The sequence below is a fragment of the Thermaerobacter sp. FW80 genome (assembly GCF_004634385.1).
In the GTDB taxonomy this organism is placed as follows: Bacteria; Bacillota; Sulfobacillia; order Thermaerobacterales; family Thermaerobacteraceae; genus Thermaerobacter; species Thermaerobacter composti.
In genome coordinates, this window is record NZ_CP037895.1 from 2,599,662 (window position 1) to 2,618,209 (window position 18,548).

Below are 18,548 nucleotides of genomic sequence, written 5' to 3' on the forward strand. Positions count from 1 at the left end.
GGCGCCCGTGGCCAGACCGGTCGACCCCGCCGGGGGCGGCCTGTGGTCGCCCAGCTTCGGCGCCGCTCGCCGGCGGCCACGAAACCCGGGGCCTCAGACGAACTGGGCCTCCAGCGCCTCGTAGTCGTCCGGCTGCAGCTCCAGCGGCCGCCGCGCCAGGCCCTCCTCGGGGAAGCCGGGCAGCTGCTCCTCGTAGGTGGGCTTGTCGGCCTCGTAGATCACGCCGATCACCATGCCGCCGGTCTCCATCACCTTGCGCAGCGCCGCCTGCCGGTCGTGCCGGTCGTAGTCCGGGTCCTCGTCCAGGTTGACGAGGCGCTCCTTGAAGTAGTCGTAGGTGTTCAGCTTGTTGAAGGTCACGCACGGGCTGAACACGTTGACCAGGGAGAAGCCCTTGTGCTGGATGGCCTTCTTGAAGACCTCGGCCATGTGGTGGATCTCGCCGGAGAAGGCCTGGGCGACGAAGCCGCAACCCTGGCCCAGGGCCAGCTCCAGCGGCCGCACGGGCTCCTCCACCGAGCCGTAGGGCGACGTCTTGGTCTTCATGCCCTTGTCGCTGGTCGGCGCCAGCTGGCCCGTGGTCAGCCCGTAGATGTGGTTGTCCATGACGATGTAGGTCAGGTCCACGTTGCGTCGGATGGCGTGGATCACGTGGCTGAGACCGATGCCGTAGCCGTCGCCGTCGCCGCCCGCGGCGATCACCGTCAACTCGCGATTGGCCAGCTTGACGCCTTGGGCGATGGGCAGCGCCCGCCCGTGGATCCCGTGGAAGCCGTAGCTGCCGAAGTACTGGGAGATCTTGCCCGAGCAGCCGATGCCCGAGACCACCACGACCTCCTCCGGCTCGAGCCCCAGGTCGGCGACCGCCCGCGTCAGGGCGTTGAGGACGCCGAAGTCGCCGCAGCCCGGGCACCACGTGGGCCGAGCCGCCTTGAAGTCCGCCACCTTAGCCATGGAGCAACACCTCGCGTGCCCGGGAGTAGATCTCGCTGGCCAGGAACGGGTCGCCGTTGAACTTGCGGCAGCCGTGGAGCTTCTCGTGGAAGCCCACTTCCCGCTGCAGATAGCCCGCCAGCTGGCCGGTGTAGTTGTTCTCCACCACCAGCACCCTGGGCGCCGGCGCCAGGTAGCGCCGGACCTTCTCCTTGGGGAACGGATAGAGCGCCCGCAGGTGCAGGTGGCCGACCTTGTAGCCGTCGGCCTCCAGGCGCGCGACGGCCTCCTGGATGCGGCCGATGGTGGAGCCCCAGCCCACCACCAGGAGGTCGACCCGGTCGGCCGGTTCATCCCCGTAGTAGTCCACGTAGTCGCTGAGATCCAGGCCGTCCAGCTTGCGCATGCGCTTCTTCATCTGGATCTCGCGGGTGGAGGTGTCCTCGATCTCCTCGGTGCCCGCCTCGTCGTGCTCGTTGCCCAGGGCGACGAAGCGGCCGTTGCGCATGCCGGGCAGGCTGCGGGGCGAGATGCCCGACTCGGTCACCAGGTACCGCTTGTAGGCGCCCCGCTCCATGGCGTCGAGCTCCTCCTGGCTGATGAGCGCGCCGCGGTCGATGCGCACCCGGCTGTAGTCCAGCCCGTCGATGGACTGGCGCGACATGCCGAGGGAGAGGTCGCTCACCAGGTACACGGGGCACTGGTAGCGCTCGGCCAGGTTGAAGGCCTCCACCGCCATGTAGAAGCAGTCCTCCACCGTCGCCGGGGTGAGGACGATGCGCGGGATCTCGCCATGGGTGCCGAAGATGAGCTCGTTGAGGTCGCTCTGTTCCGTCTTCGTCGGCAGGCCGGTGGACGGGCCGCCCCGCATCACGTCCACCACCACCAGCGGCGTCTCGGACATGCCCGCCAGGCCCACGGCCTCCTGCATCAGGGAGATGCCCGGGCCCGAGGTCGAGGTCATGGCCCGCACGCCGGCGTAGTTGGCGCCGATGGCCATGTTCACCGCGGCGATCTCGTCCTCGGCCTGGACCACCACGCCGCCGTACTTGGGGAAGTTCTTGAGGAACCAGTACATGATCTCCGTGGCCGGCGTGATCGGGTAGGCCGCCAGGAACCGGCAGCCGGCCGCCAGGGCGCCGAAGGCCAAGGCCTCGTTGCCGGAGATGAACAGGCGCCGCCGCACCTCGGGCCGCCGGGGCAGGGTGGCCACCTGGCCGATCTCCCGGGCGCCGTACTCGAAGCCGCGGCGCAGCGCCTCCATGTTGAGCTCCACCACCTGGTCGCCCTTGGCCCCGAAGCGGGCCTCGATGGTCGGCCGGAACTCCTCCACCGGCAGGCCCACCAGCGCCGCCGTCACGCCCACGGCGACCATGTTCTTCATGATCGGGTTGCCGAGCTCGCGGGCGATCCTCGTCAGCGGCACGCCGTAGACCCGCACCTGCCGCTCGGCGGGGACCCGGGCCTTGAAGGCGTCGTCGTAGACGATGACGCCGTCCCGCACCAGCTCGTGCAGGTTGTGGTCGATGGTCTTCTGGTCGAAGGCGATGAGGATGTGCAGCTCGTCGCCGTGATGGCGGATCAGGTGGTCGGCGGCCCGCACCTTGTAGTTGGTATGGCCGCCCTTGATCAGCGACATGAAGTGCCGGTACTGGTAGACGTAGTACCCCAGCCGGTTCAGCGTCTGGGACACGATCTCGCCCGTGCTGTCGATGCCCTCGCCCTGCTGGCCGCCCACCTTCCAGCTGAACTCGCCCGTCAAGGTCTTGGGAGCGCCCGTTGCAGGACGCTGCAGCTCCTTGGCCACGGCCCTCACCCCTTTTCCCTACCGTCAGTATACAGCAGTTGGCGATGACGCCATCGGCTCCTGCCGCCGACAGGCAGTTCGCCGACGTTTCGATGCCGTTCACCACCCCAAACCGCCCGCTGGCCCCGCCCCCTCCCCGGGACGAACCGGCCGGGCGGGAGGCACCCGCGCCCGGCGTCCCCTCCCGCCCGGTCCCGGTCGCAAGGCGGCGGGCATGGGACTTGCAGGGGGCGGCACGCAGTGCAGGATGGGTGGCACCCGCCTTGCACGAAGACGCGGGGCCCGGTTCGCACCGGGCCCCGCCATCGCCTCGCCATCGCCTGGCCGGTTCGTCCCGCGCCTCGCGGGCTCCTCCGTGCCGGGCCGGTTCGTCCACCGCCCGGCGGGTGCGGCCGACATCAGGCGCGTCAGGTCAAGGACAGGATCAAGCGGTTGGGGTCGTCCACCGTCGCCCCCTGGGTGATCATCTCCACGATCTTCTTCCGGGCGCGCAGGTCGCCGATGAGCACGGCGCCCACCAGGCGCCCCTCGAGGAAGAACAGGCGCTGGTACTGGCGGCTCTCCCAGTCCACGTGGGAGACGGCCTCCACCTCCGGGTGGTTCTCCGGCGTCGCGCCGATGGCCGTGATCTTCGAGTCGAACAGGCCGCTGGAGTAGACGGGCACCTCGCGGTAGGGGCGCCGGGCGCCCGCCATGTTGGCCGCCGCCACCCGCCCGTGCATCATGGCGTTGTTCCACGTGCCCATCTGGTTGTGCCGGCCGATGAACACGTCGAAGAAGCGGGCCACGTCGCCGGCGGCGAAGATGTCGGGGACGTTGGTCTGCAGGTACTCGTCGGTCACCACCCCGCCCTGGATCTCCACGGCGGTGCCCGCCAAAAGCTCCGTATGGTAGTCCAGGCCCAGGCCGCAGCCCACCATGTCGGCCTCGATGGTCTGCCCGCCGGTGGTGGTGACCGCCTTGACGGTGCCGTGGGCGGCGTGGACCGCGGCGACCTCCTCGCCGTAGAGGATCTCCACCCCGTGGTCGCGGGCCAGCCGGTCGACCAACCGGCCGCCGTCCTCGTCCAGGATGCGGCGCAGCCACCGCGGCCCGCGGATCAGCCACACCACCTCCAGGCCCCGTCGCCGGAAGCCCTCCGCCAGCTCGTAGGCGATGAAGCTCCCCCCGACCACCACGGCCCGCCGGGCCGTGGCCAGCCGCTCCACCATGGCCCGCGTGTCGTCGAGGGTCTGGAAGTAGTAGACGCCGGGGGTGTCGGCGCCCGGCGCCGGCAGGTGCCGGGGACGGCCGCCGGTGGCCACCAGCAGCCTGTCGTACGGGAGCTCCTCGCCGGAGTCCGTCACCACCACGTGCTCGTCGGGGTGGACGGCGACGACCCGCGTCGCGAGCCGCAGGTCGATGCCCCGCTGGGCATGCTGCTCGACGGAGCGCATGAAGACCTTGTCCTCGGAGACGGTGCCCTTGAGGTAGTGGGGCAGGGAGACCCGGTTGTAGAGCGGGTAGGGCTCCGCCGCCAGGAGGGTGACCCGGCCGTGGGGATCCAGCCTCCGCAACGTCTCGGCGGCCGTGGTGCCCGCCACGCCGTTGCCCACGATGACGTAGCGCTTCGAGTCGGCCATCGACGCTCCTCCTCGCCGCCCCCGGCGCCCGCCCGGGGCGGCCCGCCGCGGGCGAATGCCACATCCATTATGTTGGTCCGCGGTGGGGGGCGCAACCAGCCGCCCGTCCCAAGATGCCGACCGGCGCGGTCGGCCCCGGCCCGCTCCGCCCCCTCCTGGCGCGGTCCGTCGCCGCCCCCGGCGACGGCCCCCCGGCGGGGCCCACCGCCCCCGCGGGGTCCGCCGCCCGTCCGGCCACCCGGCCGTGCCGCCGTCGCCGGCAGGAAGGCGGCCCGGCCGGCGCGGTCCCGGCCGCCCTCAGGGATGCAGGATCTGCGAGAGGAACCGCCGTGCCCGCTCGTGGGCCGGCTCGCGGAAGAAGCGGTCGGGCGGCGCCTCCTCGAGCACCATGCCCTCGTCCAGGAAGACGATGCGGTCCGCCACCTCCCGGGCGAAGCCCACCTCGTGGGTCACCACCAGCATCGTCATGCCCGAGGCGGCCAGCTCGCGCATCACGTCGAGGACCTCTTTGATCATCTCCGGGTCCAGCGCCGAGGTGGGCTCGTCGAAGAGCATCACCTTGGGCTGCATCGCCAGGGCGCGGGCGATGGCCACCCGCTGCTGCTGGCCGCCCGAGAGCTGGGCGGGGTACTTGTGGGCGTGCTCGGCGAGGCCCACCCGGGCCAGGAGCTCCAGAGCCAGCTCCTCCGCCCGGCGCCGCGGCCAGCGGCGGACCCACACGGGCCCCAGGGTGACGTTCTGCAGCGCCGTCAGGTGGGGGAACAGGTTGAACTGCTGGAAGACCATCCCCACCTCCCGCCGCACGGCCTCGATGCGACGCGGGTCGGGGCCGAGCTCGATGCCGTCGACCACGATGCGGCCGCGCTGGATGGGCTCGAGGGCGTTGATGGTGCGGATGAAGGTCGACTTGCCCGAGCCCGAGGGGCCCATGATCACCACCACTTCGCCCTGGCGCACCTGGAGGCTGATGCCCTTGAGCACGTGGACGGAACCGAACCACTTGTGCACGTCCTCGCAGATGACCATGGGTGGCGCGGCCGCGGCGGCCCCGGTCCCCGGGCCGGGACCCGTCGGCTCGCGCCCGCGCGGCCCGTCGGATCCGGGGGTCGCCGACCCCGCCCCCCTCATCCCGGTCCTTGCCAACGGTCGCACCTCCGTTTCCCGATGCCCGCCGTGCCCGCCCTCCGCCCCGCCCCCACCGCCGCCCCGGCCACCGGATCCACCGTCGACCCGTCCGAGCCCCGCGGTGCTCCGTCGCCGCGGCCCCCCAGCCCTTGGGGGGCGGCGGGACCCCGACCGGGTGGACGAACACGGCATCCCGCTGGGGCCGGTTCGTCCGCACCGCACCCGTCCGGCGGTCCGGCGGCCCTCCGTCACCGCTCGCCCAGGCCCAGCCGTCGCTCCAGGCGCCGGCTGGCCAGGGACATGCCGTAACAGAAGACCCAGTACACCGCCGCCACGAAGGCGTACACCTCCACATGGCGGCCCAGGTAGGCCGGGTTCGAGAGCACGCTCTGGGCCACCCCGACGAACTCCAAGAGGCCCCAGACCGCCACCAGCGACGTGTCCTTGAAGAGGCTGATGAACTGGCCGACCAGGGCGGGGATCACCGCCCGTAGCGCCTGGGGCAGGACGACGAGGAACATCGCCTGCGAGCCGGTCAATCCCAGCGCCTGGGCGGCCTCGATCTGGCCCCGCGGCACCCCTTGCAGGCCCCCCCGCACGGCTTCGGCCACGTAGGCGGCGGTGAAGAGCACGAGCCCCGCCGCCGCCCGCGTGACCAGGTCCGGCCGCACCGAGGGCGGCAGGAAGAGGGGCAGGGCGGTCATGGAGAAGAACAGGACGACCATCAGCGGCGTGCCGCGCACCAGCTCGATGTAGGCGATGGCGAGGACGCGGATCACCGGCAGCGAGCTCACCCGACCCAGGGCCAGCGCCACGCCCAGGGGGAAGGACAGCGTGATGCCGGCGACGGCCAGCACCAGGGTGAGCACCAGGCCGTAGCCCGTGCCCGCACCACCCGTGCGCGGCACGGACAGGACCAGGGCCACGGCGGCCGGCACCAGGACCACCCACGCCCCCACCACCCCCATCTGCCAGCGCCGCCAGCGCGTCGGGCCCACCCAGGCGAGGCCGCTGAGCACGACCAGCAGCGCCAGCACCCCGAGGGCCACCCCCACCCGCCACAGCTGTTGGCGGGGATAGGCGCCCACCAGGAGCAGCAGCAGGTTGTCCCGGACCACGGCCCACTGGGCGCGGCCGACGGCCCACGCCACCACAGCCCGCGCGGCGGCGATGAGGATCGCCAGGGACACCGCCGTCAACACGCCGTGGTACCAGGTGGCCAGCAGGTTGGCGCGGATCCACGCGGCCACCCGCCGCGGCCACGGCGCCTGGGGCGGCGGGGACGCCAGGGGCGCGGCCTCGCCGGCGGCCGGCATGGCCTCGACGGAGGCCGTGCGCAGCGCCGGTTCGTCCATTCACGCCACCCCCCGCCGCAGCGAGCGGTTGTACAGGTTCATCAGCAGCGACGTCAGCAGGCTGAAGGCCAGGTACGTGGCCCCCACCATCAGCAGGACCTCCAGGGTGCGGCCGGTCTGGTTGACGATGGTGCTGCTGACGTTGAGCAGGTCGGGGAAGGCGACGGCCATGGCCAGGCTCGAGTTCTTGATCAGGTTGAGGTACTGGCTCGTCAGGGGCGGAATGATGATGCGCAGCGCCTGGGGGAAGACCACCAGCCGCTGCACCAGCAGGGGTGGCAGGCCCAGGGCCCGGGCCGCCTCCCACTGTCCCCGCGGCACCGCCAGGACGCCGCCCCGTACCACCTCGGCGATGAAGGCCCCGGTGTAGATGACCAGGGCCAGCAGCAAGGCGCAGAACTCCGCCGAGAGCACCAGGCCGCCCTGGAAGTTGAACCGCGCCAGCTGCGGCCGGTCCAGGACCACGGGCTGGCCGGGGGCCAGGACGACGGCGGCCAGCAGCGAGGCCGCCACCAGCGCCACCGCCACCAGGCCCGGCCGGGTCTCCCGGCCCTCCTCCACCCGCCGCCGCAGCAGGGTGCGGTACGCCACCGCCGCTGCGATGAGGCCGGCCGCCACCAGGGCCAGGGCGGCGCCGAAGCCGGGCCCGGGTCGCGGTGCGGGCACCACCACCCCGCGGTTCATCAGGAACACCGGGCCCGGCAGGGCCACGGCCTGCGCCGCCGGCGGCAGGGTGTAGACGATGGCCCCGTACCAGAAGAAGAGCTGGAGCAGCAGCGGGGTGTTGCGGACGACCTCCACGTAGAGGCCTGCCATCAGGCGCACCAGCCCATTGGCCGACAGGCGGGCCAGGCCGGCCGTCACCCCCAGGACGGTGGCCAGCACCACCCCCAGCACCGAGACGCGCAGGGTGTTGACCAGGCCGGCCAGGAAGGCCCGCCCGTACGGGTCCGAGGCCTGGTACGGGATGGACGTCTCGCCGATGGCGAAGGAGGCGGGATGCCGGAGGAAGTCGAATCCCGGGGTGATGCCCAGCTGCTGGAGATTCCGCTGGACGTTGCCGGCCAGGTAGGCCCCCACCACGACGACGGCCGCCACCACCGCAGCCTGGATCAGCAGCCGTCGCCGGCGGATGTCGCCCACCCCGGCCCGCACCGGTCGGGTGGGCCTCGTCGCCATGGACCCCCCTCCTTCGGATGCGGCGGGGGAACCGCCCGGTTCCCCCGCCGTCCAGGACATCCGGCCCTCCGGGACCCTCGGGGATGGCGCGACCCTCGGGGACCGCGCGGCGCCGCGTCCGTGCCCTCGTCAGGCGCCGGCGGCCGGGATCACCGGAAGGGCGGCGCGTACAGCAGGCCGCCGTTGGTCCAGAGTTCGTTGAGCCCGCGCTCCAGCTTGAACGGCGTGTTCGGACCCAGGTTGCGGTCGTAGATCTCCCCGTAGTTGCCCACGTGCTTGATCACGCGGTAGGCGAAGTCGTTGCTGAGGCCGAGCCCCTTGCCGAGCTCGCCCTCCACCCCGAGGAAGCGGCGGATGTCGGGGTTGTCGCTGTTCTTGAACTCGTCGACGTTCTGGGAGGTGATGCCGAACTCCTCCGCCTGGATCGTGGCGAAGACCACCCACTTGACCACGTCGAACCACGCCGAGTCGTTGTTCTTGACGGCCGGCCCCAGGGGTTCCTTGGACAGCGTCTCGTCGAGGATCACGTGCTCGTCGGGGTTCGACAGGGTCGCCCGCCGGCCGGCCAGCTGCGACTTGTCGCTGGTGACGGCGTCGCAGCCGCCGGATTCGTAGGTCGCGTAGAGCTGGTCGACGTCCTCGAAGGTCTTCGGCGTGAAGCTGGCGCCCAGCGCCCGCATCCGATCGGTCAGCACCATCTCGTTGGTGGTCCCGCTCAGGACGCAGATGGTGGCGCCGTCCAGGTCCTTGAGGTCCTTGACGTTGCGGTCCTTGCGGACCATGATGCCGCCCCCGTCGTAGAAGGTGGTCGGGGCGAACTCCATGCCGTTGACGGTGTCGCGCCCCAGGGTCCAGGTGGTGTTCCGCATCAGGACGTCCACCTCGCCGGACTGGACGGCGGTGAACCGCTCCTGGGCGCTCAGGGGCCGGAACTCGACGGCCTCGGGGTCGTCGAACAGCGCGGCCGCGATGGCCCGGCAGAAGTCGGCGTCGAAGCCGGTCATCTTCCCGCTCGGGTCGAGGTAGCTGAAACCGGGCAGCTGCCCGTTGACGCCGCAGATCAGCTTGCCCCGCTGCAAGACCACCTGCAGCCGGCTCTGGCCGGCCTGCGAGCCCTCGCCACCGCCCCCGGCTCCACCCGCTCCGGAGGAACCGGCCGGTTGCGAGCCGCCGCTGGAACACGCCGTGGCCACCACCGCCACGGTGGCCACCAGCGCCGCCGCGAACCGCCGCACGCGTCGAAACGACAAAAAGACCACCCCCAGAGAGCTGGGACGTCGCGGAATCCGCGGGCCGGGGGTCACGCCGCGGCCCGCCATCGCCGGGATTCGGCGACGACTCTAGCGTTTCGCCAGCGAATCGGCGAACCCTGCCGTCCGCGGGGCGTCCCCGTCGTGCGCCGGGGCGGTCGCGGTCGCGGATCCCCCGTCGTGCGCCCGGGCGGTCCCCCTCGCGGATCCCCCCGTCGTGCACCCGGGCGGTCCCGGCCGTGCCACGACGGCGGTCCGGGTCGCGCCGCGCGGGCGGTCCCGGTCGTGCCGCGCGGGGTCTCGGATCCCGCCGTCTCCGGCCGGGGTCGTGGCCACGGATCCGGTTGCGCGGGGGTCGCGGCCACGGATCCGGTCTTGTATGGGAGGCGGCCGCCGTGTATAAATAAGCGAAAACAGCCCATCGACGACGGCGATGAGGGGGCCCAGGGGCGGCCCCGGTCCGGTGCAGAGAGCCGGCCCCGGCGGCTGGGAGGGCCGGCCCGGTCCCCGCCCCGACCCACCCCCGAGCCGTGCGGCAACGGCCGCAGCGAGTTCGGCGGTGGGGCGTCTAACCCGACGCCCGCCGACCCCGGTGCGCACGGCCCGAACCGCACCGGCGCCCGCCCGTTACGCGGGCAAGGGGACGCGCCCAGGGGCGCGTCCCTCGAGACCGGTCGCGGCGGGGCGGCCCGCACGCCCTGGCCCGCTGCCCGCTGCGATCCGGTGAAGCAAGGTGGTACCGCGGTACCCCCGCCCTTGCCCGGCGGGGGTTTTTCCTTCCCTGCGCCGGATCGGCCCCAGGGACGGGTTTCGCTGCGAGGAGGTGGCGATCGGTGGCGCAGTCCGATACGACCGTGGCGCTGATCGGAGCGGGCAAGATGGCCGAGTGCCTGATCGCCGGGTGGATCGAGGCGGGGCTGGCGCCCCAGGCCATCGCGGTGACCAACCGGCGCAACGACCAGCGCCTGGCCGAGCTGGCCGACCGCTACGGCGTGCGGACGGCCCGGGACAAGGCGGCGGTCCTCCAGGGGGCGCAGGTCGTGGTGATGGCCGTCAAGCCGGTCGACATGGCCACAGCGCTGGAGCAGGTGGCACCCCATCTGGGGGCCGAGGTCGCCGTGGTCTCGGTGGCCGCGGGCATCCGGCTGGAGGCCATGGCGCGGCGCCTGCCCGGCCAGCCCCACCTGGTGCGGGCCATGCCCAACACCGCCAGCCGGTTGCGGCAGGCGGTCACCGCCCTTTGCGCCGCCCCCACCTGCAGCCCCGCCGCCTTCGACCGGGTGCGGTGGCTGTTCGACCAGGTGGGCACCACGGTGGAGGTCGGGGAGGAGGCCTTCGACGCCGTGACCGCTCTCAGCGGCAGCGGACCGGCCTATGTGTACCTGCTGGTCGAGGCCATGCTGGAGGCCGCCCGCGACCTGGGCCTGCCCGACGGGGTCGCCCGGGACCTGGCGGTGGGGACGGTGGTCGGGGCCGGGAGCATGTTGCGGCACACCGGCCTCTCGCCCGCCGAGCTGCGCCGCCAGGTGACCTCGCCCAACGGGACCACCGCGGCGGCCATCGCCGTCCTGGAGGAGATGGCCATGCCCGCGGCGGTCCGCCGCGCGGTGAACCGCGCCGCCGCCCGCTCGGCGGAGCTGGCCGCCCTGGTCGCCGACGACGGTCCCGACCACGCGAGGGCGCGCGCCGCCGCCATGGGGAGCTAACCTCCCGTCGGCTGGACGGCGCGCGACCCCGGGGCACGGAGGCCCCTGCCCCCTGCTCCCGCCCCGTCACCCCCTCCCCCACGGCGGCCCCTGCCGGCGGGCGCCCCCCGTCGCCAGGCTCCGGCGGGCCGCCAGCCGGGTCCCTTGGTGGAGGGCGGTGTGGGGCCGCCACCGGGGGCCACCTTGGTGTACCATGAGGGGGAGCGCGAGGGGCGGTCCGCGAGGGCTGCATGGCGATCGCACCCCCGGCGGTCGGACGTGGCGGGGCCGCCCTCCCCCGGGGGAAGGGAAGCGGTCGCCATCCCCGTCGGCTGGACGTGGGGGTGACCGCCTGCCCGATCCGCAGTGGGGCCCACACGATCCGCGGTGGAGCCCGTCCGCTCGGCGGTGGAGTCCGCCCGTTCGCGGTGGAGTTCGCCCCGTCCGCGGTGGACCGGAGGCGGGTCGCACCCCTGTAGGCCTGGGGGAGCGGGGCCGCGGTCTGGAGGGAGGGCGGGCCGGCCGGCGCCGGCCCGCCCGTCGCCGCCGCGGCGGATGAGGGGACGGTCCCCTCGGGGGAGAAGGAGACGGGACCCGGCGAGGAGGCAGGAGGATGGTCCAGCGGCTGGACGAAGCGGCGATCCGCCAGCGGCTGGCGGCGCTGCCGGGATGGGAGCGCACCGGCGACGCGATCCGGCGCACCTACCGGCTGGCGACCTTCCGCGATGCCGTCTTCTTCGTCAACGCGGTGGCCGCCCTGGCGGAGGGGATGAACCACCACCCCGACGTGGACATCCGCTATCGTCAGGTCACCCTGACCCTGACCACCCACAGCGCCGGCGGGCTGACGGACCGGGACTTCGAGCTGGCGGGGGCCATCGACCGGCACACCGCCCGCTGGCGGGGCGCCGGGGAGGCGGCGTCCGCCCCATGAGGGCCTGGCGGGACCGTCGGGACGTGGCCCCGGGCGCCGGGGGCGGGAATGGGGCGCCCCCCTCCATCGCCGCCGAGGGGACGCCCGGGTCGGCAGGGGCGCCGGCGCGGCGGGCCGACCCGGCGTCCCCACGGGAGGACGTGGCCGGGCCGACGGCGCCGGCCGCCGAACACCCCGACGACGCCATCCCCTTCCGCCGGCACGTGGGCATCCGGGTGGTGGCCGCCGCGGAGGGTCGCGCTGTGCTCTTGCTGCCCGCCCGGCCCGAGGTGGGCAACCGGTTCGGCAACGTCCACGGGGGCGCCCTGGCCACGCTGGTGGACGGCGCCATGAGCAACGCCATCCTGTCGGCGTTGCCGCGCGGTGACCGCATCGGCGGCACCATCGAGCTCTCGATCCGCTTCCTCGAACCGGCCACCGGCAGCGTCCGCGCCGAGGGGCGGGTGCTGCGCCTCGGTGGCCGCATCGCCTTCGCCCAGGCTGACGTCTGGGACGAGCGCGGGCGCCTGGTGGCCACGGCCCAGGGCAGCTACGCCCTGCAGCGGCGGCCTGGGGACGAACCGGCCGCCCGGCACGCCCAGCCGCCGGCGCGCAGGGCCGGCGGCGATCCCGGCGGCGAGCCGAGGGGACCCGGCCCCCGGGGCCCGGCCCGCGCCGCCGGCCCGCCCGCGCCCCCCGACGTCGGGCCCCATCCGACGAACCCATGAGGCGGTGAGACCGGTGGCGGCAGCCGGCGCGCCACCGGTCGCGCCCCACGGAGGGGTTGCCCTTGTCGTCGTCGACCCGTGCCACCCCACCCGCGGCACCGGATCTCCCGCGGGAACGTCGCACCGAGGTGCGGCTCAAGCCGGGGCGCGACGCGCCCCTGCGGCGAGGCCGCCTCTGGGTCTACCGCACCGACGTCTACACGGTCAGCGACGACGCGTACGACCCCGGCGACGTGGTCCGGGTGGTCGACGTCAGGGGCCGGTTCGTCGGCAAGGGTTACATCAACCCGCGCTCGATGATCTTCGTGCGCTTGCTGACGACCGACCCCGACGAACCCATCGACCGGGCCTTCTTCCGGGGACGGCTGGAGCGGGCCCTCGCCCTGCGCCGTCGCCTCGAGGCCGCGCACCCCGACACCGACAGCTTCCGGCTGGTCTTCGCCGAGGCGGATCTCCTGCCCGGGCTGATCGTCGACCGGTTCGCCGACGTGCTGGTGGTGCAGACGCTGGCGCTGGGGATCGATCGGTGGCAGCCGGTGCTCGTCGACCTCCTGGCCGAGCTGGAGGCCCCCCGCGGGATCTACGAGCGCAACGACGTGCCGGTGCGGGAGCTGGAGGGCCTGCCCCAGAAGACCGGCTTCCTCCACGGTCGCTGCGACCCGCGGGTGACGATCCGCGAGAACGGCCTGCCCCTGGTGGTCGACGTGGCCGAGGGCCACAAGACCGGGCACTTCCTCGACCAGCGGGACAACCGGGCCGCCCTGCGGCGGTACGTGGCGGGCGCCCGGGTGCTGGACGTCTTCTGTCACACGGGCGCCTTCGCGTGCCATGCCCTGGCCTACGGGGCGCGGGAGGTGGTGGCGGTGGACATCCACGAGGGGGCCCTGGCCGTGGCCCGCACCAACGTGGAACGGGTGCGCCGGATGCTGCGGGACCGGGGGGCGGCGGCTGCGTCCCCCGGGTCCGGCGAGGGCGGTGGGGCCGACGCCACCCGGGCTGGACGCGGACCGGGCGACGCCCCCTTCGCCGCGGCCGACCCCGAGGCCCCGGTGTCCTTCCACCACGCCAACGCCTTCGACTTCCTGCGGGCGCGGGCGGCCGACGGCGATCGCTACGACGTGGTCGTCCTCGACCCGCCGGCCTTCGCCAAGAACCGCCAGGCCCTGCCGGGTGCCTACCGCGGGTACAAGGAGATCAACCTGCGGGCCATGAAGATGCTGCCGCCCGGGGGCATCCTGGTGACCTGCTCGTGCTCCTACCCCATGACCCGCGACCTGTTCGAAGCGATGCTGCTCGATGCGGCGCGGGACGTGGGGCGCCGGGTGCGGATCCTCGAGCGGCGGGGAGCCGCACCGGACCACCCGGTGCTGCTGGGAGCCGGCGAGAGCGACTACCTCAAGTGCTACGTGCTCGAGGTCTGGTGAGGCCGTCCGCCGGCCTTGGCGCCGCGGATCCCGGACCGGCCCGGGGCGCCTAGCGGGCGAGAAGGTCGCGCAGGGCCGGTTCGACCTCGGGGAACCGGAACCGGAAGCCCGCCTGCTGGGCGCGCCGCGGCACCGCCCGCTGGCCGCTGAGGAGCAGGGCATCGGCCATCTCGCCCAGGGCCAGGCGCAGGGCGAAGGCCGGCGCTGGCAACCAGGACGGCCGGCCCAGCACCCGGCCGAGGCTGCGGGCGAAGTCCCGGTTCCTCACGGGGTTGGGGGCCGTGCCGTTGAAGGGGCCCTCCAGGCCCGGCCGCTCGATGAGGAAGACCAGCAGGGCCACCAGGTCGTCCAGGTGGATCCAGGGCATCCACTGCCGGCCGCTGCCCAGCGGCCCGCCGGCGCCCAGCCGGAAGGGGAGGACCAGCCGCGGCAGGGCGCCACCCTCCCGGGCCAGCACCAGCCCCGTGCGCACCAGGGCCACCCGCACGCCGGCGGCCGCGGCCTTGCGGGCCTCGGCCTCCCAGGTGACGCAGACGTGGCTCAAGAAGTCGTCCCCCGCCGGGGTCGCCTCGTCGACCACCTCGTCGCCCCGGGGCCCGTAGTAGCCCACCGCCGATCCGCTGACCAGCACCGCCGGCCGGGGCTCCGCGGCCTCGATGGCCTGCACCAGGGCGCGGGTGGCCTGCAGGCGGCTCTCGCGGATCCGCTGCTTCTGGCGCGGGGTCCACCGCCCGGCGGCGATGGACGCACCCGCCAGGTTGACCACGGCCGCGGCGCCGGCGACGGCCTCCCACCAGGGCGGCCGGGGCTCGCCGGGGCGCACCGGGGCCGCCGTCCAGGCGACGTGCCGCAACCGGCCGTCGCCCACTCCGGACCCGCCACCCCCGCCGACCCCCGAGGCCGCCGCCGACCGGGTCAGCACGATCACCTCGCGTCCTTCCCGCTGGAGCCAACGGGCCAGGGCCGACCCGATCAGGCCCGTCCCGCCCGCGATCACCACCCGCACCCTTCGTCCCCTCCTCGAACCCGTCCCCCCGCCACCGCCCGCGGGGCCGCCGTCGGCGACGCCCCGTCATGGGTGGTTCGTCGGCGATCCGTGCTCGGGGTTCGCCGCGGGGCCAAAAGCCCCTGCCCTGGCCCCCTGCGTCGTGCGCCTGAAGCCGAACCACCCGCGGAACCGCCCGGTCCCGTCACCATTCCACGGCGATAATTAAGATTTCTAATTTGGATCTTGACATCATTCAATCTAGGGATCACGATTGTCGCGTAAGCCTCTGCCCGCGAGGAGGAAGCCCTGTGACCGACACCCCCACGCACGCGCGTATGGGCGCGCCCGTACCGGCGGAGGCGTCCGCCGTTGCCACGCCGACCCCCTCCGAGCGCCCTCCCCATGCGGGGGCGCCATGCGGGGAGGTCCCGGCGACACCGCCCCCACCGCCCCCACCGCCCGCACCGACCGCGCCGCCCCCGCCGAGCCCTCCGAGCCCCCAAGGCCCGGCAGGCCCAGGCCCGGCCACCCCCTCCCTCTGGCGCCAACAGCCCTTCGTCGTCCTCTGGCTGGCCCGGATCGTGTCCGTGGCCGGGGGCATGGCCAGCATGATGGCCATCCAGTGGTGGATCCTGGAGAGCTCCGGCTCCGCCCGGTGGATGGCCGGCGCCAATGCGGTGGTCACCCTGGTCGTGGCCGTGGTGGGGCTGCCGGCCGGCGTCCTCGTCGACCGCTGGCATCGGGGCCGGTTCTTCCTGGCGCTGGAGATCGGCCGCGGGCTGGTGATGGCCGCCCTGGCCGTCCTGCTCTTCACCGGCCGGGCGACGATCCCGACGGTACTCGCCCTGCTGGCCCTGGATGCGGCGGGGTTGGCGCTGTTCATGCCCCTGAGCAGCGCCATCTGGCCGGAACTGGTGCCGGCGTCGCAGCTGGCGGCGGCCAACGGCCTGGTGGCCACGGGCGAGAGCCTCGGGCGGATCGCCGGCCCCGCCATGGGCGGCGTCCTGGCCAGCCGGCATCCGGGCTGGGCCGCCCTGGTGGACGCCGTCTCCTACGTCGTCTCCGCCGTGGCCATCGTGGCGGCGGGCGCCCTCGCCTGGAAGGCCCCCTCCACCAAGGCGAGCCCGGCCGGGGTGACCGGCGGCGGCCCCGCCGGCGGCCGCACCTTCGCCGCCCAGTTCCGGGAGGGATGGGCGGCCGTCTTCGGGCGGCCCGACCTCGGGCCCTTCTTCATCCTGGTCTCGGTGCTCAACCTGGCCTTCAGCGCGTCCTTCGTCCTGATCCCCGTGGTCGTGCAGAGGGTGCTCCGCGGGGGGCCGGAGGCGCTGGGCTGGCTCGAGGTGTCCTTCGCCGTCGGCGCCGTGACCGGCGGGGTGCTGGCGGGAGCCGGCCGGGTGCCACGGCGCTCCCGGGCGTGGGTGCAGCTGGCCGTCCTGCAGGCGGTCCTGGGCACCGTCATCGGCTCCAGTCGCTGGCTGGGCGTCAGCCTCGCCGCCGGCTGGATCTTCGGCGTGACCAACGCCCTGGTCAACGTGGCCGCCACGACCATGCTGCAGGAGGCCGTGGCCCCGGAGCTGCGCGGGCGGGTGTTCGGCCTGCTGTACACCGTCGCCATGATCCTGCAACCCGTGGGGCAGATGGCCGGCGGCATCCTGGCCGATCGCGTGCCCGTCCCCGCCGTCTTCGCGGCGACGACCGCCCTGACGGTGCTCGCCCTGGCCGCCGCCTGGTGGCGGGCGCCGGCGATGCGCACCCTGCTGGACCGCACCGGTGCCGGAGGCCGGGGTACGGTGCCGCAAGCCACCGGGGAGGTGAGCCTGGGGTGACGCCCCCCTTCGAGGTGCCCGCCCGCTGTCCCCATTGCGGTCACGACCTGGAGGTCCGGGAGGTGGCCTGCCCGGCCTGCGAGACCCAGATCCGCTCCCGCTACCGCCTGAGCCCGTTCGATCGGCTGGACCCGGAGCAGCGGCGCTTCGCCCTGCTGTTCCTGCGGGCGGCCGGCAACCTGCGGGAGATGGAACGGCTGCTGGGCGTGTCGTACCCGACGGTGCGCAAGAAGCTCGACGAGGTCATCGCCGTCCTCGGCGGCCCTGCCACGGCGTCCGGCGGCGAGGGCGGGGCCGGTTCGTCCGACGGCGCCTCCCAGCGCGGAGGAACGCGGCAAGCCATCTTGGAGCGGGTGCGCCGGGGCGAGCTGACGGTCGACGAGGCGCTGGTGCTCTTGAGCCGGGTGGCTTCCGGGGAGGCCGGTCCCTCGCCCCGGGGGGCGGGACCCGTCCCCGGCCGCCCGGACGGGGGGGAGGAAACGCGATGATGGCGCAGACGACCGGCTCCTGGCCGGTGGAGGGCATCCGCCGGGTGGAGATCCACGGCGGGCGGCTGGCGGTTCGGGTCCGTCCCGGTCACCCCCTGGCCTGGGACGGGCCGGCCACCCTCGTGGCCCGGCGCGAGGGCGACGGCCTGGTCCTGCGGACCCCCCACCCCCGCCGCTGGGCCGGCTGGATCGGACCCGCCGAGACGTTGACCCTGACCCTGCCCCCCGCCGTCGAGGTGCTGGTGGTGCGCTGCACGGGGGATCTGGACCTGCGGGACCTGGACGTGGAGGCCGATCTCCACCTGCGGGCCGGCGACCTGCGGGCTTCGGGCTGTCGCGGCCGGTGGCGCATCCGCACGGGAGCCGGGGACGTCACGCTCATGGCTCAGCGAGGGGAGTTGGACGTGCAGACCGGGGCCGGCGAGGTGACGGTCCGCGGTGGACGCCTGGACCGGCTGCGCATCCGCACCGGCGCGGGCGACGTGCACCTGGACGCGGAGATCGCGGTGCAGGCCGAGGTGACCACCGGCGCCGGGTCCGTCGACCTCCGGCCCCGCAACCAGGGGTCCGCCCGCGTCCAGGCCCGGTCCGGGTTCGGCGACGTGATCCTCGACCTGACCGGCGTGCGCGGCGGGCGCGTGGAGCTGCAGACCGGCGCCGGGACGATCCACCTGCCCGGCGGCATCCACGTGGGGCGGCGGGGAGGGCTGGGCCAGCGGGTCGTCGACGCCCTGGGCCCCGGGGACGGGGCCATCGAGGTCACCACGGGAGCGGGCACCATCCGCGTGGTGGGTTACGGCGCCCAGCCCTGGGGGCAGGGCTCCGTTGCCCAGCACCCGTCCTGCGCGGCCACCCCGGGAGGTTCGGAGCGGGCTGTCGAAGGCAGCGGGGGGCCGGCCGGGGAGAGCCGCGGGGAGGGGGACGGTGGGCCCGGTGCCCCCCAGGGCGAAGACGCCGGCACGGGACGACCCGCCGGAAGCATGGCCGCACCCTATCGCCACCCGCGCCAAGTGCTGGAGGCCCTGGCCCGCGGCGAGTTGACGGTGCAAGAGGCCGACCACTGGCTCCGGGTCCTGGAATCGTCCGGCGGAGCGCCGGCCCCGGGGCAAGGCCCGGGGGCCGGGGGCCCCGAAGCGCCGCCGGACCATCCGCAGTCCCCCCGGGACGCCGGAGGCCCCGCCGACCATGGCTCCGCTCCCCATGCATAGCCTTGGAAGCCCGTGGG

Annotated in this window: 15 protein-coding genes; 7 read left to right on the forward strand and 8 right to left on the reverse strand. The window is 74.1% G+C overall.

The annotated features are described in order from the left end of the window. Positions 1 to 93: 93 nt before the first annotated feature. The 7 genes from E1B22_RS10810 to E1B22_RS10840 form a co-directional block, all read right to left on the reverse strand. Positions 94 to 954 (reverse strand): 2-oxoacid:ferredoxin oxidoreductase subunit beta, encoded by an 861-nt coding sequence (locus E1B22_RS10810; RefSeq protein WP_135225662.1) that lies wholly within the window; start codon positions 952 to 954, stop codon positions 94 to 96. Then, on the reverse strand, positions 947 to 2,740 hold the full coding sequence (locus tag E1B22_RS10815) for a 2-oxoacid:acceptor oxidoreductase subunit alpha (protein ID WP_243123371.1): 1,794 nt from the start codon (positions 2,738 to 2,740) through the stop codon (positions 947 to 949). The genes E1B22_RS10810 and E1B22_RS10815 overlap by 8 nt, the downstream gene beginning before the upstream one ends. 407 nt (positions 2,741 to 3,147) lie before the next feature. Continuing rightward, entirely contained in the window at positions 3,148 to 4,362 is a 1,215-nt protein-coding gene (locus E1B22_RS10820) for an NAD(P)/FAD-dependent oxidoreductase (protein WP_135225663.1), read from the reverse strand. A 297-nt stretch (positions 4,363 to 4,659) separates the two neighbouring features. Next, entirely contained in the window at positions 4,660 to 5,388 is a 729-nt protein-coding gene (locus E1B22_RS10825) for an amino acid ABC transporter ATP-binding protein (protein ID WP_135226111.1), read from the reverse strand. A gap of 347 nt (positions 5,389 to 5,735) precedes the next feature. Continuing rightward, the gene (locus E1B22_RS10830) at positions 5,736 to 6,842 is read right to left on the reverse strand and encodes an amino acid ABC transporter permease (RefSeq protein WP_135225664.1); all 1,107 of its coding nucleotides are present in this window, start codon (positions 6,840 to 6,842) and stop codon (positions 5,736 to 5,738) included. Beyond that, the gene (locus E1B22_RS10835; protein WP_135225665.1) at positions 6,843 to 8,021 is read right to left on the reverse strand and encodes an amino acid ABC transporter permease; all 1,179 of its coding nucleotides are present in this window, start codon (positions 8,019 to 8,021) and stop codon (positions 6,843 to 6,845) included. A gap of 149 nt (positions 8,022 to 8,170) precedes the next feature. Then, on the reverse strand, positions 8,171 to 9,280 hold the full coding sequence (locus E1B22_RS10840) for an amino acid ABC transporter substrate-binding protein (protein ID WP_243123372.1): 1,110 nt from the start codon (positions 9,278 to 9,280) through the stop codon (positions 8,171 to 8,173). Between the two features lie 824 nt (positions 9,281 to 10,104). On the opposite strand from E1B22_RS10840, the gene proC reads away from it, so the two are divergent. From proC to E1B22_RS10860, 4 genes are all read left to right on the forward strand, one after another. Further along, a complete protein-coding gene (proC, locus tag E1B22_RS10845) occupies positions 10,105 to 10,977 on the forward strand; it encodes a pyrroline-5-carboxylate reductase (RefSeq protein ID WP_135225667.1) in 873 nt (290 codons plus the stop codon). 592 nt (positions 10,978 to 11,569) lie between these two features. Continuing rightward, entirely contained in the window at positions 11,570 to 11,890 is a 321-nt protein-coding gene (locus tag E1B22_RS10850; RefSeq protein ID WP_135225668.1) for a 4a-hydroxytetrahydrobiopterin dehydratase, read from the forward strand. Then, positions 11,887 to 12,597 carry a PaaI family thioesterase gene (locus tag E1B22_RS10855; RefSeq protein ID WP_167758918.1) on the forward strand — a complete coding sequence of 237 codons (711 nt, stop codon included), beginning with the start codon at positions 11,887 to 11,889 and terminating at the stop codon, positions 12,595 to 12,597. The genes E1B22_RS10850 and E1B22_RS10855 overlap by 4 nt, the downstream gene beginning before the upstream one ends. Before the next feature lie 62 nt (positions 12,598 to 12,659). Then, positions 12,660 to 14,021: a class I SAM-dependent rRNA methyltransferase gene (locus E1B22_RS10860; RefSeq protein ID WP_135225669.1), complete on the forward strand. Its 1,362-nt coding sequence runs from the start codon at positions 12,660 to 12,662 to the stop codon at positions 14,019 to 14,021. A 49-nt stretch (positions 14,022 to 14,070) separates the two neighbouring features. Here E1B22_RS10860 and E1B22_RS10865 read toward each other — a convergent pair whose 3' ends face one another. Beyond that, entirely contained in the window at positions 14,071 to 15,027 is a 957-nt protein-coding gene (locus E1B22_RS10865; RefSeq protein ID WP_135225670.1) for a TIGR01777 family oxidoreductase, read from the reverse strand. A gap of 317 nt (positions 15,028 to 15,344) precedes the next feature. On the opposite strand from E1B22_RS10865, the gene E1B22_RS10870 reads away from it, so the two are divergent. The 3 genes from E1B22_RS10870 to E1B22_RS10880 are packed head-to-tail and all read left to right on the forward strand — an operon-like array spanning position 15,345 to position 18,531. Further along, positions 15,345 to 16,835 carry an MFS transporter gene (locus tag E1B22_RS10870; protein ID WP_256369310.1) on the forward strand — a complete coding sequence of 497 codons (1,491 nt, stop codon included), beginning with the start codon at positions 15,345 to 15,347 and terminating at the stop codon, positions 16,833 to 16,835. Beyond that, positions 16,832 to 17,323, forward strand: coding sequence for a DUF2089 domain-containing protein (locus E1B22_RS10875; RefSeq protein WP_135225671.1), 492 nt, complete (start codon positions 16,832 to 16,834; stop codon positions 17,321 to 17,323). Before E1B22_RS10870 ends, E1B22_RS10875 begins: the two co-directional genes overlap by 4 nt. After that, a complete protein-coding gene (locus E1B22_RS10880) occupies positions 17,320 to 18,531 on the forward strand; it encodes a DUF4097 family beta strand repeat-containing protein (protein WP_135225672.1) in 1,212 nt (403 codons plus the stop codon). The genes E1B22_RS10875 and E1B22_RS10880 overlap by 4 nt, the downstream gene beginning before the upstream one ends. The last annotated feature ends 17 nt before the right edge of the window (positions 18,532 to 18,548 follow it).